Source organism: Streptomyces sp. NPDC012466 (assembly GCF_042955215.1).
GTDB lineage: Bacteria > Actinomycetota > Actinomycetes > Streptomycetales > Streptomycetaceae > Streptomyces.
This window is the reverse complement of the sequence record NZ_JBIBEQ010000017.1, coordinates 124680-141642: the sequence shown is the minus strand read 5'-3', so window position 1 is coordinate 141642 and position 16963 is coordinate 124680. Positions and strand designations below refer to the sequence as shown.

At 73.7% G+C, this 16963-nt stretch carries 10 protein-coding genes; all 10 read right to left on the bottom strand.

The genetic code is table 11. The features are described from left to right. A partial coding sequence (locus ACFY9E_RS38990; RefSeq protein ID WP_390993198.1) for a homocysteine S-methyltransferase family protein occupies positions 1 to 1202 on the bottom strand: 1202 nt, incomplete at its 3' end. Next, a complete protein-coding gene (locus ACFY9E_RS38985) occupies positions 1199 to 2182 on the bottom strand; it encodes a PfkB family carbohydrate kinase (protein ID WP_390993195.1) in 984 nt (327 codons plus the stop codon). The genes ACFY9E_RS38990 and ACFY9E_RS38985, both read right to left, overlap by 4 nt. 28 nt (positions 2183 to 2210) lie before the next feature. Continuing rightward, entirely contained in the window at positions 2211 to 3440 is a 1230-nt protein-coding gene (metK, locus tag ACFY9E_RS38980) for a methionine adenosyltransferase (RefSeq protein ID WP_390993192.1), read from the bottom strand. 31 nt (positions 3441 to 3471) lie between these two features. Beyond that, positions 3472 to 4305, bottom strand: coding sequence for an LLM class flavin-dependent oxidoreductase (locus ACFY9E_RS38975; protein ID WP_390993189.1), 834 nt, complete (start codon positions 4303 to 4305; stop codon positions 3472 to 3474). Continuing rightward, positions 4302 to 5594 carry an NtaA/DmoA family FMN-dependent monooxygenase gene (locus ACFY9E_RS38970; protein ID WP_390993186.1) on the bottom strand — a complete coding sequence of 431 codons (1293 nt, stop codon included), beginning with the start codon at positions 5592 to 5594 and terminating at the stop codon, positions 4302 to 4304. The genes ACFY9E_RS38975 and ACFY9E_RS38970 overlap by 4 nt, the downstream gene beginning before the upstream one ends. Positions 5595 to 5629: 35 nt before the next feature. Then, on the bottom strand, positions 5630 to 12940 hold the full coding sequence (locus tag ACFY9E_RS38965) for an amino acid adenylation domain-containing protein (RefSeq protein ID WP_390993184.1): 7311 nt from the start codon (positions 12938 to 12940) through the stop codon (positions 5630 to 5632). A gap of 146 nt (positions 12941 to 13086) precedes the next feature. Next, positions 13087 to 14409 carry an aminotransferase class I/II-fold pyridoxal phosphate-dependent enzyme gene (locus tag ACFY9E_RS38960; RefSeq protein ID WP_390993181.1) on the bottom strand — a complete coding sequence of 441 codons (1323 nt, stop codon included), beginning with the start codon at positions 14407 to 14409 and terminating at the stop codon, positions 13087 to 13089. Beyond that, entirely contained in the window at positions 14406 to 14624 is a 219-nt protein-coding gene (locus ACFY9E_RS38955; RefSeq protein WP_390993178.1) for an MbtH family NRPS accessory protein, read from the bottom strand. The genes ACFY9E_RS38960 and ACFY9E_RS38955 overlap by 4 nt, the downstream gene beginning before the upstream one ends. Then, positions 14621 to 15466, bottom strand: coding sequence for an alpha/beta fold hydrolase (locus ACFY9E_RS38950; protein ID WP_390993175.1), 846 nt, complete (start codon positions 15464 to 15466; stop codon positions 14621 to 14623). The genes ACFY9E_RS38955 and ACFY9E_RS38950 overlap by 4 nt, the downstream gene beginning before the upstream one ends. Before the next feature lie 67 nt (positions 15467 to 15533). Beyond that, positions 15534 to 16946: an enoyl-CoA hydratase-related protein gene (locus ACFY9E_RS38945; RefSeq protein WP_390993173.1), complete on the bottom strand. Its 1413-nt coding sequence runs from the start codon at positions 16944 to 16946 to the stop codon at positions 15534 to 15536. Between the last annotated feature and the right edge of the window lie 17 nt (positions 16947 to 16963).

Here is a 16963-nt window from a genome sequence, read left to right as displayed (position 1 = left end):
CCGTCACGGCCGACGTAGTCCACGCACAGGTCGAGCATGTGCGCGCCCTCGCGGATCTGGTCGCGGGCCATCTCCACGCAGTCGTCCCAGCGGCCCTCCAGCATGGCCTCGCGGAACTTCTTCGAGCCGTTGGCGTTGGTGCGCTCGCCGATCGCCAGATAGGAGGCGTCCTGGCGGAAGGGGACCGTCTGGTAGAGGGAGGCGGCGCCCGGCTCCGGCCGGGGGTGGCGCTCGACGGGCATGGTGCCGTGGATCCGCTCGACGAGCTGCCGCAGGTGTTCGGGCGTGGTGCCGCAGCAGCCGCCGACCAGGTTGAGCCCGTAGTCGCGGACGAAGGTCTCCTGCGCGTCGGCCAGGCCCTCGGGACCGAGCGGGAAATGCGCGCCGTCCTTGGTCAGGATCGGCAGGCCGGCGTTGGGCATGCACAGCAGCGGGATGCGCGCATGGCGGGCCAGGTAGCGCAGATGCTCGCTCATCTCGGCAGGGCCCGTCGAGCAGTTCAGGCCGATCATGTCGATGCCGAGGGGCTCCAGCGCGGTCAGCGCCGCACCGATCTCGGAGCCCAGGAGCATGGTGCCGGTCGTCTCGAAAGCCATCGAGACCAGCAGGGGCACGTCGAAGCCAGTGGCATCCATGGCGCGGCGGGCACCCAGGATCGACGACTTCGTCTGCAGCAGGTCCTGCGTGGTCTCCACGATCAGGGCGTCCGCGCCGCCGGCGAGCAGGCCCTCGGCGTTCGCCTGGAACCCGTCGCGCAGGGTGGTGTAGCCGGTGTGGCCGAGGGTCGGCAGCTTGGTGCCGGGACCGATCGATCCGAGAACCCAGCGCGTGCGGCCGTCCCGGGCCGCGTAGGCGTCGGCGGTCTCGCGGGCGATGCGGGCGCCGGCCTCGGACAGCTCGTGCACGCGGCCGGCGATGTCGTACTCGGCCATGGCGGAGTGGTTCGCGCCGAACGTGTTGGTCTCCACGCAGTCGACGCCCGCGTCGAAGTACTCCTCGTGGACCGAGCGCACGATGTCGGGCCGCGTGACATTGAGGATCTCGTTGCAGCCTTCGAGGTGCCGGAAATCCTCCAGGGTCGGATCCTGCGCCTGCACCATGGTGCCCATGGCCCCGTCGGCCACCACCACGCGACGTGCGAGGGCTTCGCGGAGGGCGCTCACGCGGTCCCGGGCGGACAGCGGTGCGGACGGGGCGGTCATGACGCGCTCCCGAGCCAGGGCCTGAGCGGCTCGGCCGCTTCGGTGCCGTACGTGCGCGCCACCGTGGCGAGCAGAGCGGGGGGATCCACGCGGTAGGTCTGTGAGCCGACCGTCGCCAGCGCCCGCGCCGCCATGGCGCAGCCGAGCCGGGCCGCCGCCACCGGCGTCAGGCCCTGGGCCACGGCGCCGAGGAAGCCGGCGCGGAAGGCGTCACCGACGCCCGTCGGATCGGTCACCGGCACCCCGGTGACGGCCGGCACCGTCACAGCGTGCTCGCCGGCGCTGTCGACGTGGGCACCCCGTTCGCCGAGCGTGGTGATCCAGGTGCCCACCCGGGACAGGACCTCCTCGCGTGTCCACCCGGTGCGTTCGCGCAGCAGCTCCGCCTCGTACTCGTTGGTGAACAGCCACCGTGCGCCGGACACCAGCTCCCTGACCTGCGGGCCGTCCAGCCGGGCCAGTTGCTGGGAGGGGTCGGCCGCGAACGCCACGCCGAGGTCCCGGCACTGCCGGGTGTGGCGCAGCATCGCCTCCGGGTCGTTGGGGGCGACGATGACCAGATCGAGTCCGGCGGCCGGTACGGGCAGGCCGGTCAGGTCGATGTCGCGGGCCTCCGCCATCGCGCCGGTGTAGAAGGACGCGATCTGGTTGGAGTCGCGGTCCGTGGTGCACATGAAGCGGGCGGTCTGGCGGGTGTCGGACACCCGGACCCCGCCGGTGTCGACGCCGTTCTCCTTCAGCCACACCTCGTACTCGGCGAAGTCCGCGCCGACGGCGCCGACCAGCAAGGGTGCGAGGCCGAGGCCACCGAGGCCGAAGGCGATGTTGGCGGCCACACCGCCGCGTCGTACGTCGAGGCTGTCGACGAGGAACGACAGTGAGACACGGTCCAGTCGATCAGGGATCAGCTGGTCCGTGAACCGGCCGGGGAAGACCGTCAGATGGTCGGTGGCGATAGAGCCTGTCACCGCTGTACGCACGAGCACTCCCGTCGGGCCGACGCGCCGGTCAGAGACCGGCGGCGACCTTGAGTTGCTGGGTGCGGTCGGTCCGCTCCCAGGTGAAGTCGGGCAGTTCACGGCCGAAGTGGCCGTAGGCGGCCGTTCGGGAGTAGATCGGGCGCAGCAGGTCGAGGTCGCGGATGATCGCGGCGGGGCGCAGGTCGAAGACCTCCCTGACGGCCTGTTCGAGGCGGGCCTGGGCGACCCTGCCGGTGCCGAAGGTGTCGATGAACAGACCGACCGGTTCGGCCTTGCCGATCGCGTACGCGACCTGGACCTCGCAGCGGTCGGCGAGGCCCGCGGCGACCACGTTCTTGGCGACCCAGCGCATCGCGTAGGCGGCGGAGCGGTCGACCTTGGACGGGTCCTTGCCGGAGAACGCGCCACCGCCGTGACGGGCCATGCCGCCGTAGGTGTCGATGATGATCTTGCGGCCGGTCAGTCCGGCGTCGCCCATCGGGCCGCCGATCTCGAAGCGGCCGGTCGGGTTGACCAGCAGCCGGTAGCCGTCCGTCTCGAGCTTGATGCCCTCCTCGGCGAGCAGGGCGAGCACGTGCTCGACCACGTGCTGCTCGATGTCGGGGGTCAGCAGGGTGTCCACGTCGATGTCGGGAGCGTGCTGTGAGGAGACGACGACCGTGTCGAGGCGCACCGGCCTGCTGCCGCGGTATTCGATGGTCACCTGGGTCTTGCCGTCGGGGCGCAGGTACGGGAGCGTCCCGTTCTTGCGGACCTCGGTCAGGCGGCGCGAGAGGCGGTGGGCCAGTTCGATCGGCAGGGGCATCAGCGTCGGCGTCTCGTTGGTCGCGTAGCCGAACATCAGGCCCTGGTCGCCCGCGCCCTGCTTGTCCAGCTCGTCCGCTGCGGCCGCCCGGGAGGCCCCGGCCCCCTCGACGCGGTGCTCGTACGCCGTGTCGACGCCCTGCGCTATGTCGGGCGACTGGGCTCCGATGGACACGGAGACACCGCAGGAGGCGCCGTCGAAGCCCTTGGCCGAGGAGTCGTAGCCGATTCCGAGGATGGTCTCGCGCACCAGTTGCGCGATCGGTGCGTACGCCTTGGTGGTGACCTCGCCCGCGATGTGCACCTGGCCGGTCGTGACCAGGGTTTCCACGGCCACGCGGGAGGCCGGGTCCTCGCGCAGCAGGGCGTCCAGGATCGCGTCGCTGATCTGGTCGGCGATCTTGTCGGGATGGCCCTCGGTGACGGACTCCGAGGTGAACAGGTAGGAGGACATGTTTCTCCAGGGACCGGGGTGGGAGGGAGCGTCAGACCGTGCCCGTGGCGTACCGGCCGGCGGGGCGGCGCAGTCCGAGCCGGGCACGCAGGCTGGCCGGTGTCGTGCCGGCGCGGTGCGCCGCGGAGGGCGTCGTGGTGAGGAACGGATCCCGCGCGTCGCGCAGCGGGACGACGAGGCCGTCGGCGCCCGAGGCGGCGAGCAGGCGCTCGGCGTCGGCGTGGTCGAGGAGCGGGACGAGAACCTTGGCGCCGGGGGCCTCGGCCCGCACGCCGGGCAGGTCCGCGGGGTCGTCGAGGAGGACGAGGTCCGCCTGCGCTGCCAGGGCGGGTCCGGACACGGCGACGACGGGGTGGCCCTGCGGCGGGCGGGCCACGTTGAGCGGGCCCGCCACGTCGAAGTGACGTCCGCGGTGGTCCAGTCGGTGGATCGCGTCAAGGCGCCAGTACAGGCCGTCGGCGCGGTCGTGGACGTACGCGTCGTCGTCGAAGCTGTCCCACAGGCCGCGGGCGACCTCGATCAGTTCGGCCGTGCGGCCCTCCGGGTCGCCGGCGCCGGCCAGCCAGCCGGTGCGGCCCCGGCCGAGGTGGTCGAGCGAGGCGACGATCCGCGCCACGTGGTACGGGGCCTGGTCGGCGGGAAGCGGGGAGACGATCAGGCCGATGTGGTCGGTGCGGGCGGCGAGCGCCGCCGCCAGGGTCGTCGTCTCGAAGCGGCCCTGCCCGCCGGGCGGCCGGGACGAGTCGTCGAGTATCAGCGCGTCGAACCCGGCGTGTTCCGCGGCGCGTGCGAGTGCGGTGAGCGAGTCGAGCGTGGCGTCGTCGGCGTGCGTGTCGATCCGGCCGACCAGAAGAGGGGCGGTCATGCGGTGGCTCCTGCGGTGGTGTGGCCGGCCGTCCGGCCCGGCGCGGGGGCGTCCAGGCCGAGGTTCTCGCGCAGCGTGGCGCCCTCGTACGAGGTGCGGTACAGGCCGCGGCGCTGAAGCTCGGGGATCACGTGGTCGACGAAGTCGTCGGCGGAGCCCGGCAGATACGGGAAGTCGATGTTGAATCCGTCGGCCCCGCGCCCGGTGAACCAGCTCTCCATGTGGTCGGCGAGCTGCTCCGGCGTGCCGACGACGATGTCGCCCATCAGCCGCAGGGCCAGCTGCCGGATCGACAGGTTCTCGCGGCGGGCGAGCCCGATCAGGCGCTCGGTCGTCGACTGGGACTGGTTGGTGTACGGGATGTCGGGCACGGGGCCCTCGATCGGGTACGCACTCAGGTCGACGTCGCCGAGGAAGTCCTGGAGGGTGCGCAGCGCGACGTGGTCGTGGGTGAGGTCCTGCAGTTCCTGCCGGCGCTGCTCCGCCTCGGCCTCGGTGGCGGCGACGATCGGCGCGAGGGTCGGCCATACGAGGACCTTCTCCGGGTCGCGGCCCTGGCGGGCGACGCGCGCCTTGAGGTCGCCGTAGAAGTCCTGGGCATCGCCGAGCGTGTTGTGCCGGGTGAAGATCACCTCGGCGTGCCGGGCGGCGAACTCGCGTCCCACGGGCGACGATCCGGCCTGGATGATCACCGGGCGGCCCTGCGGCGGGCGGGCGATGTCCAGAGGTCCGGCCTCGTCGAAGTGCTCGCCGTGGTGGTCGATCGGGCGGTTCCCGCTGTCCCAGAGCGCCTTGACGACGTCGATGAACTCCTGGGCGCGCTCGTACCGCTTGCCGTGCTCCAGGTGCTCGGGGAAGCCGAAGTTGGCGGACTCCCAGGGAGCGGCGGAGGTGACGACGTTCCAGCCGGCGCGGCCGCCGCTGAGGTGGTCGAGCGAGGCGAAGCGGCGTGCGATGTGGGCCGGTTCGTTGTACGTCGTCGTCGCGGTGGCGCACAGCCCGATGTGGTCGGTGACGGCGGCGTAGGCGGCGAGCAGTGTCAGCGGTTCGAAGTGCTCGGTGCGCGAGGTGCGGCACAGCGAGTCGAGGCGGGTGCCCCACACGGCGACGATGTCGGCGATGAACACCGCGTCGAACAAACCGCGTTCGAGGGTCTGGGCGTTCTTGGCGTGGAACGCGAAGTCGAGTTGGGCGTCCGCCTGGGTCGACGGGTGGCGCCAGGCGGCGACGTGGCCGCCGGGGCCGTCGATGATGCCGGCGAGCGTGATGCGCCGGCGGGGCGTGGTCATGGTCGGTGCTCTCCCTGGGTTCGGTGCGCCGGTCGTCAGTGCCTGACGGCGGACGCCAGGATGCGGGCGAGGCCGCGGACGTTGTCGCCGGTCAGCATCGTCACGTGGTTGCCCGGTACGACCCGGATGGACAGGTCCGCGGCGTGGTCCTCCCAGCCGAGCCCGGCCCGGGCGTGGAAGCGGTCGCTCTCGTCGTACTCGGTGCCCTTGCCGAATCCGGTGTCCCCGGCGCGCAGCACGACGACGGGGCCGGGGTACGGGCGGGGCCCATAGCGCTGGACGGCCTCCACGCTGTCGCGCATCAGCGCGACCGGGTCGCCGCCGCCGTCGCCGCGCATCCACTCGGCGATCTGGGCGAGTTCCTTCAGGTAGGAGGCGGAGCCGTCGGGTTCGGCGAGGGCGCCGGCCGGCGCGGCTTTCTCCTCGGCGGGCCGCGCGCCCGGTCCTTCCGCGTCCGGGGCCGGGGGCCGGCCCTCGGCGACGGCGCGCAACTGGTTGGCGAAGGAGCCGTCGGCGTCGGCGTCGGTGAGCTCGCCGTCGGGGGCACCCGCGTCGACGAGCACGACCAGCGGGGGCCGGCCGCCCTCCTCGGTGATCATCCGGGCGATCTCGTAGGCGATGACACCGCCGCCGGAGAAGCCGCCCAGGACGATCCGCTCGCCCGCATCCAGGGCGGGCCGCAGCGCTTCGAGGTAGTGATCGGCCAGTTGCTCGACGGACAGGTGGCGCGGTACGGGCTCGTCCACCCGGGGGTCACGGATGCCGACCAGCGCCTCGGGCCCCTCGTAGCAGTGGGCGAGCTGCGCGTAGCAGGCGACCTGGCCTCCCGGCGGGTGGACGAGGTAGACGGTCCCGGCGCCGGGCCGCTCGGCTGGGCGCAGCGGGACGAGGACGCCGTCGCATGCGGTGGTGCCGGTGTCCCGCGCTTCCCGGCCGAGCAGTCCGGCGAGTTCCCCGGCCCTCGGGTGGGCGAGCAGTTCGTCCAGGCGCAGGGTCTGTCCGGAGCGCAGGTTGATCTCCCGCAGCAGCCGCATCGCCAGCAGCGAGTGACCGCCCGCCTCGAAGAAGTTCAGGCCGGGGCCGAGGGGCTCGGCGCCGAAGACGGCCTGCCACGCCTCCTTCACCAGCCGGGTGCTGGGCCCTTCCGGCCAGGTGACGTCCGCGTCGGCGGCGTCGGTGGCCGGCTCGGCACGGTCGGCCATCCTCGGCAGGTCCGTCGCGGACAGGGCGGCGACGATGTCGCCGACGGTCGTGGAATCGTCGGCGGTGCCGGGCAGGTCGCGCAGCAGCCGGGCGCACTGGCCCACGAGCCGGTCCGCGTCGGCGTCGGCGAGCCGGCCGCGGTCGTGCACCGCGGTGAGGACGAGGCTGCCGTCCACGTCGCGGAAGGCCAGGAGGGTGACCGGGAAGGCCGTCTGGGACCCGGCGGCCTCCGGCAGTTCCACGCGGATGTCCTGTGCGGCGAGCGCGGACTCCAGGTGGTCGGAGGAGCGCGGATAGTTCTCGTAGACGAGCAGGCTCTCGACGAGTTTCTCGTCGGCCCTGCGCCCGCTCCACTCGTGGATCTGTCCGGTCGACACCCACTCGTACGCGGCCATGTCGAGCGCCTGGTCGCGCAGTTCGCTGAGCAGTTGGGGCACGGTGTGCGCCGGGTCGACCTGGAGGGTCATGGGCAGCGAGTTCATCAGCAGCCCGGGCAGCCGCTCGACGGAGTCGAGGGGGATGCCGCGGCCGGACACGGTGACGCCGAACCCGACGGGGGCGGGTCCGTCGACGCCGGACGCCCGGTACAGCAGCAGCGCCCACACCGCCTGCAGCGCGCTGGACTCGGTGGCGGCGCGGGCGGCGGCCCAGGCGCGCAGCCGGTCGGCCTCCGTGCGGCTGAGCCGGACCTCGGCGCGGCCCCAGCCGCTCTGGCCGGTCGCGGGGCCGGGGAGCGCGGGCCGCACGACGGGGGCCGCGGACGGCACGGCCGCCGACCAGAACTCCCGTGCCGGAGCGGTGTCCTGCTCGGCCAGCCAGTGCGCGTAGTCGCGGATGTCGGGCCGCCGTTCGCCGCCGGACAGGGAGCCGTCGGCGAGGTAGGCCCGGTAGAACTCCTGGATCAGGACGGACACGCTCCAGCCGTCCAGGAGTACGTGGTGGAAGGTGATCAGTACGCGGGTCGACGGAGCTTCGGGGCCGTCGGCGTCGTCGTCGACGAGGGTGGCGCGCAGCAGGCCCGGCTCGCGCAGGTCGAAGCCGCGCAGCCGGTCCCGCTCCATCAGGTCGTCCCAGTCGACGGTGCCGGCCGGGTGCCGGACGACCTCGGCGGTGACCTGGTCGTGCAGGACCAGACGCGGCTCGTCGTCCCAGTCGAAGGCGGCCCGCAGGACGGTCTCGCGCTCGAAGACGGACTGCCACGCGGCCCTGAACCGGTCCGTGTCCAGGGGCCCGTACCAGCGCCAGTACAGCTGCTCCACGTAGCGGCCGCTGCCGCGGTGGGCGAGCGCGTCCAGCAGCAAGCCGTGCTGCTGAGGTGTGACGGGCACCGTCTCCAGGGCGTTCGCCGGCCACGGTTCGGGGGTGGTGGTGGGGGCGACGGGCCGCTGCGGGACGGGGGTCCGCTCGGCGCGGCGCGGATGCGTGGCCGGGCGGCCCTGGGCAGCGATCTCGGCGGCCGAGACGGTGTCCGGGTCGGCGCCCGCGAGGGTGGCCAGGACCCAGCGCATCTGGTCCACGAGCGCCTCGACGCCCGTCTCGTCGACGCCGTCGGCGGGGCTGGGAACCCAGGTGAGCCCCATGCGCAGCCTGCCGCCGTGGACGATGCCGTACACCTCGATGCCGTACACCCGCTCACAGCGCGCGGAGTGCTCGCGCGGAATGGGCCGGCCGGACATGGTGAAGCCGCCGTTGGCACTCAACTGGTCGGCTTGGCCGTAGTAGTTGAAGCAGACCAGGGCGGGCGGCAGGGTGCGCAGGAGCGTGCGCAGTCCGGGGTCGGAGGAGAACTCGCGGCACGCGCCGAAGCCGACGCCGCCGTCCGGTACCGCGGTCAGGCGGTCGGCGACCTGCGCCAGCCATCCCTGCGGGTCCCGGGCGCGGTCGGCGCCGAGGACGACCGGGTGGATGGAGGTGAACCACCCGACGGTGCGGAACAGGTCGTCGCGACCGTGCCGGCCGTGGGTCTCCACGTCGAACGTCACCTGACCGGTGCCGCGCCACCGGGCGAGGGCCTGCGCGAAGGCACCGGTCATCACCTGGTGCACCTGGAGGCCCAGTTGCCGGGGCAGCGGGCCGATGAGCCGGGCGGTGGCCTCCGGGTCGAGGGAGAACTCGATTCGGCGGATGTCCCGCTCGTCGGGCGCCGGGGTGGTGAGCAGCAGGCTCTGCACCTCGGCCCGGGCGGCGGCCAGGGAGCGCCAGTAGTCGGCCTCGCCCGGACGTGCGGCGACGGCGGGCAGGGAGGCCACCCAGTCCTCGTAGCGGCACGCCTCGGCGGGCAGGGTGGGCAGCGCGCCGTCGGACAGCGAGGCCAGCGCGTGTTCCAGGTCCTCCAGGAGGATGCGCCAGGACACGCCGTCGACGACCAGGTGGTGGATGGCGACGAGCAGCAGGCCGTCGCTGTCGGCCCGGCGGCGGTCGTGCACCAGCAGGGCCCGGACGTGCACGCCCTTGAGCGGGTCGAGACTGCGCTCGATGTCCTCCAGGGCCTCCTCGAGTTCACCGTCGTCGCTCACCTCGCGCTCGCGCAGGACGTCGCGGGGGTCGTAGGCGGCGAACGGCGCGGCCTCGAGCATGTGGCCCTCGGCGTGGTCGCCGTGCGCGTCGGCCTCGAAGCGGGCGCTGAGGGCGGGGTGCGCGGCGACGACCGCCTGGAGGGCCAGGCGCAGCACCGTGGGGTCGACGGGATGGTTCAGCTCCAGGAGCACGGACTGGTTCCACTGGTGCAGGTCGGTCCTGATGTGCCGGAAGAACCAGGACTGCACCGGGGCGAGCGGTGAGCTGCCGCCGCCGCGGGGGCCGGCCGCCGTGACGGGCGCGGCGGCGGGGGCGGGTGTGTCGGCGGGCCGGGGGGCATCGGCGTCCATGTGCGCGGCCAGGTCCGCCAGGACGGGGTGGCGGTAGATCTCCCGCATGGCGAGCGTGAAGCCCTCGCGGCGCAGCCGGGACACCATCTGCATGGCGAGGATGGAGTCGCCTCCGGCCTCGAAGAACTGGGCGTCGTCGCGCGCCTCCCCCAGCAGTTCCCGCCAGACGGCGCGCACGGCTCGCAGCGCGCCGCCGGTGCTCGCGCTCTCGGGGTCCTGCCCGCGGGGGACGACCGGCGCCTCGGCGGATGGCGCTGCGGTCACCCGGGCGCCGGCCGCCGGGGCAGGGGCCTCGGAGGCGCCGGCCGCGGGTGCGCCGGCCACGGGTGCGCCGGCCGCGGGTGCGCCGGCCTCGACGGCCCGGTCGTCCCGCGCCGCCAGGCGGGCCAGGGCCTGCCGGTCGGTCTTGCCGTTCGGGAGGACCGGGATGAGGGGAACGCGGTGGAAGTGGGCCGGGACCATGTGGGACGGCAGCAGCGCGGCGAGCGCCGCCCGCACCTGCGTCACCTCGGCGGACGTCACCACGTGGGCGACGATCTGCAGGCTGCCGTGGGCGTGCCGGGACACCTGGACCGCGGCGTCGTGGACGAGAGGCAGCGACATCAGCGCTGCCCGCACCTCACCCAGTTCCACCCGGTTGCCGTTGATCTTCACCTGGTCGTCGAGGCGGCCCAGATGGGTGAGCGCGCCGCCCGGCAGCAGCCTGACCAGGTCACCCGTGCGGTAGACGGTGTCGGTGCGCGGGCCCAGCTCCAGGCTGCGGTAGCGCTCCGCGGTGCGATCGGGGTCGCCCACGTAGCCGTCGGAGACGGTGCCGCCGCCGATCCACAGCTCGCCGGGGGCGCCCGGCGGGAGTTCGCGCAGACACTCGTCGAGCACGTAGCAGCGGATGTTGTCGAACGGCACGCCGATCGGCACCTCGGCACGGCGGGTCCAGAAGCTGTCGTCGCCGCGGGTCCAGGAGAAGACCGTCGAGTAGGAGGTCTCGGTCGGCCCGTAGGCGTTGTGCAGCCGCGCGGGGTGGGCTGCCTCGAAGGCGGCGCGCAGTTCGTTGGGCAGCGACTCTCCGGTGGAGACGACCGCGCGCAGCGTGCGGTTGCGCGTGAAGGCGTCCGCCTCCAGCAGCAGCCGCAGTTGGGAGGGGACGGCGTGCAGCAGGGTGACGCCGTGCCGCTCGATGGCCTCGGCCAGCAGGTCCGGATCGCGTTCGGCGTCCGGTGGCGCCACGACCAGCCGGGCGCCCGACACCAGCGCGACGAGCATCTCGTGTGCGCTGACGTCGAAGGTGAACGGGGCCTTGAGGAGCATCGCGTCGTCGGCGCCGATACCGAAGTGGCGTATGGCGGCCAGCACATCGGTGACCAGCGCGCGGTGACTGAGCTGGACGCCTTTGGGGGTCCCGGTGGAGCCGGAGGTGTACAGGATGTGCAGCGCGTCGCCCGGCGCGGGGTGCCGTACGTCCGCCGTGCCGGGCCGGGCCAGGTCGGCCAGCGGCACCTGTTCGGTGCCGGGCGGGCAGGCCGCCGCCGTGTCGGGGGTGACGATCGCGAGCCGGAGCCCGCTGCTGTCGACGATGTGGCGGCGCCGCGCCTCCGGGTGGGCGGGGTCCAGCGGGACGTACGCGGCGCCGGCGCGCAGGATGCCGAGCATCGCGGCGACGGCCTCGTCGCTGCGTGGCAGCAGCACGCCGACCCTGTCGCCCGCGCGCACGCCCCGCGCGGTCAGTCCGGCGGCGTACGCCTCGATCCGAGCGTCCAGTTCGCGGCGGGTCCAGCGGCGGTCGCCGCATTCGACCGCGACGGCGTCCGGGCGTTCCTGGGCGGCGCGGCGGATCAGCGTGTCGATGTCGGTGTCGTCGAGCCGGTGGTCGGTGGCGTTGAGGGAGTCGAGGGCGGCGCGGGCGCGCGGCCCGATCCCGTCGAGCCCGGTGACGGCCGCGTCCGGCCGGCGCACCATCTGGCGGGCCAGCTCGGTGATGTGCTCGGTGAACGCCTCGGCGGTCGCGGCCTCGATGCGCGCGGCGTCGTACTTGAGCCGGCCGCGCAGCGTGCCCCCGCCCTCGTACAACTCCAGGGTGAGCAGGCCGAGGCCGGGTGCGGGCACGTCCTGGCGCCAGCGGGCGCGCAGCCCGCCGCGCAGCTCGACGCCCTCGTCGGCCGCCGCGCCCGGGTCGGCCCAGCTGTGCATGACGAACGTGCAGTTGAAGGGTTCCGCGGTCGCGCCGCCGGGGGCGAGCCTGGCGATGCGCGGGAAGGGCAGGCGCGCGTGGTCGACGGCACGGGTCAGTTCCCTCTGGACGCCGGCGACGAACTCGGCGGCGGTCAGCTCCGCGTCCTGGAGGGGAGCCCGCACCAGGAGGGTGCGGACGAAGTAGCCGACGGTGCGGTCGAAGCGCGGGTCCGTGCGGGCGCCCAGCGGGACGCCGACGGTGGGCGCCGGCTGACGGCCGTACGTGCCGAGGGCCTTGAGATAGGCGGCGAGCAGCACGGCGGCGGCGCCGGCCCGGCGCGCGCGGGAGAAGTCGGTGATCTCGCCCCACAGTCCGGCGTCCAGTTCCAGCGGCACCATCGCTTCGCGCGGGGTGTCCGCGCCGGGGGTGTCCAGCGGGAAGTCGACGGTGAGGTCCGCGCCGTCGAGCCGTTCCCGCCAGTACGCCTCGGCCTCCGCGGTGCGGGTAGCGGCCTCACGGGCGCGGTCGGTGACGTAGGTGCCGAATCCGGTGGGCGTCTGGCCGGGGATCCGCCCGTGCTCGTAGGCGTCGAGCAGGTCGGTGAGGAGGAGGCCGGTGGACTCACCGTCGACGACGACGTGGTGCACGACGAGCAGCAGCGTGTGGTGCTCGGGCCCGTGGCCGATCAGCACGGCGCGCAGTACGCCCTCGCGTTCCAGGTCCAGTTCCCGGCGGGCCTCGGCGAGCAGCGCCCCGGCGGTGCCGTGGCCGGGGTCGTCGGTGGATTCCCGGCGCTCCAGCCGCGGGGCGCGGGCCGGGTCGATGTCGAGGCGGGGCGGCCCGTCGCCGTCGTCGTCGCGGACCCGGGCGGACAGCAGCGGGTGGCGGGCGACCAGCCGGGCCAGGGCGCTCTCCAGGGCGGCGAGATCGAGCGGTCCGCGCAGATCGATGGCGAGCGGCACGTTGTAGGGCGAGTTCTGCGGGTCGGCCCGGTGCTGGAGCAGCAGTCCGAGCTGTTCCTCGGTCAGGGGTACGGTGCCCGCCTCGTCCGCCCCGGGGCCGGCGGTCGCGGCGGTCTGCGCGCCTGAGCGCTGGAGCATGGTCATCGGGTGTCTCCTGAGTCGGCGTTCCGAGGCTTGAGGTCTTCCGGGCACACCTCGGCCCGGGGTCCGCGCACCGTCCGGGCACGAGTGTGGTGCGCGTCGCCGACGCGTCGCTGACGTGCGGCTGATGCGGGGTGGTGGACCGGAGGTCAGCCGCGGTCCGAGCGGGCCTCGACCAGGGCCGCGAGGCGGTCCAGGCCGACGGTGATCTCGTGCGGTGTCAACACGGAGTAGGAGAGCCGCAGTTGACGCAACCCGCCGGTGCCCGCGTAGAAGTGGCGCATCGGGGTCCACAGCACGCCGAAGCGGCGGGCGGACTCCTCCAGCGCCTGCTCGTCTGCCGTGAACGGCACGGTCACGACGGCGAAGAGGCCGCCGGCGGGAACGTTCCAGCTGACGCCGCTGTCGCCGTCCGGCGGGAAGCGCCTGGCCAGGCCGTCGAGCAGGGTGCGCAGATTACGGCGGTAGACGGCGGCCTCCCGGGCGCAGGCGCGTTCCATGCTGCAGTCGTGTTCGAGCAGCAGTCCACCGATCGCGGCCTGGGCGAGCGTCGAGGTGTTCAGCGTGAACATGCTCTTGAGCTTGGCGAGCTGGTCGGCGAACAGCCCGCCCTGGACGACCGGCTGGTCGGCGACGACGTACCCGATCCGGGCCCCGGGGTAGGCGGTCTTGGCGTACGAGCCGATGTAGACGACCCGGCCGGTGGTGTCCAGGGACTTGAGGGTGGGCAGCCGTCCCCGGCCGTCGTGGAACATCGAGTACGGGTTGTCCTCGATCAGCAGGATGTCGAGGTCCTCGGCGACGCGCAGCAGGCGCCTGCGGTCGTCGAGGGACATCCGGGAGCCGCCCGGGTTGGCGAAGTCCGGGATGACGTAACAGGCCCGGGGGCGGGCGCCGTCGGCCCGGGCCCGGGCGACGCCGCGCGCCACGTCGGCGGGGTCGAGCCCGCCCGGCCCCTCGGGCACCGGGTGGACGGCCATCTCGGTGAGCCGGGCCGCGCCGGTGAAGCCGACGTAGGTCGGCGCGGCGGCGAGCACGACGTCGCGTTCGTCGCGGCGCAGCGCCCGCAGCAGCAGGACCATGGCCTCCTGGCAGCCGGTGGTGACGACCACCGCCTCCGGGTCGGCCGGGATCCCCTCGTCGGTCTGGAGCTGACGGACGATCAGTTCGTTGATGATGCCCTTGGTGGGCCCGTACTGGAACAGGGTCCGGCGCACCTGCTCCGCGCCGAGGCCGCGTTCGCGCTCCAGGTACCGGGTGTAGCGCCTCAGATGCCGGTGCAGGGCCTCGGTACGGTAGTGGCCTTCGTAGGGGCGGCCCGCTGCGAACGACACGGCCTCGGGGTAGTCGCCGGTGATCTCGTTGAGCAGGGTCATCGAGGTGAGGGCGGGATCGCTGAGGCTGGCGTGCAGGTCGGCGGTGACCGACAGGGGCGCGGCCCGGGGGGCTTCGAGCAGCGCGGCGGACTTCACGCGGCCGCCCCGTCCATGGCGTCCACCAGGCTCTTGGGCCGCATGTCGGTCCAGTGCTCACCGATGTGGGCGAGCGCGCTCTCGCGGTCGGTGGCCGGCAGGGCGACGGTCCAGCCGGCGGGGACTTCGGCGAAGGACGGCCACAGCGAGTACTGGCCTTCATGGTTGACCAGGACGAGGAAGGTGCCTTCGGCGTCTTCGAAGGGGTTGCTCATGACGATCTCCCGGTTGCTCGAGCTGGAGGTGAGGGGACGGCGTGTGCAGTGGTCCCCGCCCAGGCTGGCCGGGCGGGCCGACGCGGGGCTGACATGTCGCTGACGAGGTCGTCGACGATCTCCAGCAGTACGGGCGCGGGCTCGTCGGCCAGGTGGAAGTGGCCGCCGGGAAAAGTCCGGTGGCGCACCTGCGCGGTGGTCGCCGTGGCCCAGCCGGCGGCTTCGTCCGCGCTGAACTCGGGGTCGGCGGTGGCCCGGTGCACGGTGAGCGGCAGGGCCGGAGCCGGGCCCGGGCCGGGGGTGTAGGTCTCGGCGAGCGCGTAGTCGGCCCGTGCGGTGCGCAGCACCAGGTCGAGCAGGTCGGGGTGGGCCAGCACCTCGTCGGGGACGCCCCCCAGGCGCCGCAGCTCCGCGATGAGCTCGGCGTCGGTGCCGAGGTGGACCGCCCCGGGCCTGACGCGGTGCGGCGGCGGCATGCCGGACACGGTCAGCCGCACCGGCGCACGCCCCGCGGCCGCCAGGCGCCGCGCGGTCTCATAGGCGACGAGGGCGCCGAGACTGTGCCCGTAGAGCGAGACGGGGCGGTCGAGCAGCGGGACCAGGGCGTCGGCGGCGGCGTCGGCCAGCGCGTGCAGTCCGGTGTGCAGGGGCTCGGCGATGCGGTCGGCGTGCCCCGGGTACTGGACGGCGCGCAGCTCGACCGTGTCGGGCAGCAGGGCGGGCCAGCCCCAGTAGGCGGTGGCCGATCCGCCGCCGTGCGGGAAGCACACCAGCCGCAGGCGCGCGCGGGGCCGCGGCACCGGGCAGCGGTACCAGGTCGCGGCGTTCTCCGCGGCCGTCATACGGCCGCTCCGAGGGGCCGCTCCGGGCGGTTCACCGCGTCGAGGAGGCGCCGGACGCCGAACACCGTCATCGCTGATCGCCGCCGCCCGTGCCCCGGTTCCGGTTGACCCAGGTGCGTTCCAGGGTGGAGATCAGCGCGGGGCTGTGGAGCTGGCAGGCCTGCTCGTACGCGTACTGGGCCAGGTAGCGGCGGAACAGGTCGACTGGCTCCTCGACGAGGTTGAGCATGCGCCGGTTGGCGCCGACGGCCGGGTGGTCGAGGTGTTCCGCGGCGGCGCGGACGGCGCCGTCCATGGCGTCCGCGGGTACGGTCTCGTCGACGAACAGCGACGCCTCGGGGTCGGTGGCCCGCAGTTTCCTGCCCCAGAAGATCAGGCGCCGCGAGAGCCGCGACCCGGTCGGGTGCAGCAGCCGCATGTTGGCGAGGCCGGGGACGAGGCCCTCTTCCATGGCCGGCAGGCTGAACCAGGAGTCGTCGGCGGCGACGACCCGGTCCATGGTGGGCAGGATCTGCATGCCGCCGCCGATGGCGAAGGTGTCGACAGCGGCGATCCACGGCTTGTCGGCGTCCGGCCACCAGCCGTCGCCCGCCGTGTCGTCCAGGCACAGGCCGCGCACGAACTTGGCGATGTATCCGGCCTCGCGGCGCAGCATGAAGCCCAGCAGCGAGATGTCGCCGTGGTAGAGGTTCGTGAGGTTGATGCCCGCGCTGAACACCCGCCGGCCCGCGTAGGCGGGGTGGGTCTGGGGGGCGCCGCGCAGCACGCCCACGTGGCTGGCCGGATCGAGCAGCACCAGGTCGGTTCCGGTCTCCAGCGCCTCGACGACGATGTCGTCCTCGGCGTTGAGGAACTCGTCGTTGCACAGTTCCAGGTGGGCGATGCCGTCCTGCCGGGTGACGGTGGCGACGCCCAGGTCGGCGCGGCCGGTGCGCTGGTAGTCGAGGAGGGCGGCGCGGGCGCGTTCGGTGGGGCGCAGCATCGAGCGCAGCAGGTGGTTTCCGGCGGTGGGGGCGCTCAGGACCGCCTGGAAGAAGATGCCGAGGGCCACCTCCCATCCTTCCTTGCTGCGCTGCATGTGCCGTGCGTCGTCGGCGAGTTGACCGGAGGTGGGGACCAGGCCGGGGAAGTGGACGGCAGCGCTGGCGGCCAGTTCCTCCGGACGCGGGTGAGAGATGAGCCCATCGGTGAGGTCGGCGTAGACCCGCTCCGCGTACGCTGCGAGGAACCGGCGGCGCAGGGCATTCGCCCCGGCGTGCAGGGCGCGCGCGTCGCGCTGCTGGGCGGCGGTGCGTGCGGCGCGCGGAGGCAGCGCCTCGATCAGCCGCGTGACGGACTCCAGATGGGCGGTGACAGCGCTCCGGTCCCGGCGGAAGTCGCCGGTGAGGACGGGCGGGTGGCCCGGCTCCGTGCGCGGCAGCACGGCGGATCCTGCGGAGGCGTTCGGCATGGCGTGGTCGGCGAGTGTGGGTGTGCGCACGGTGTGTCTCCGATCGT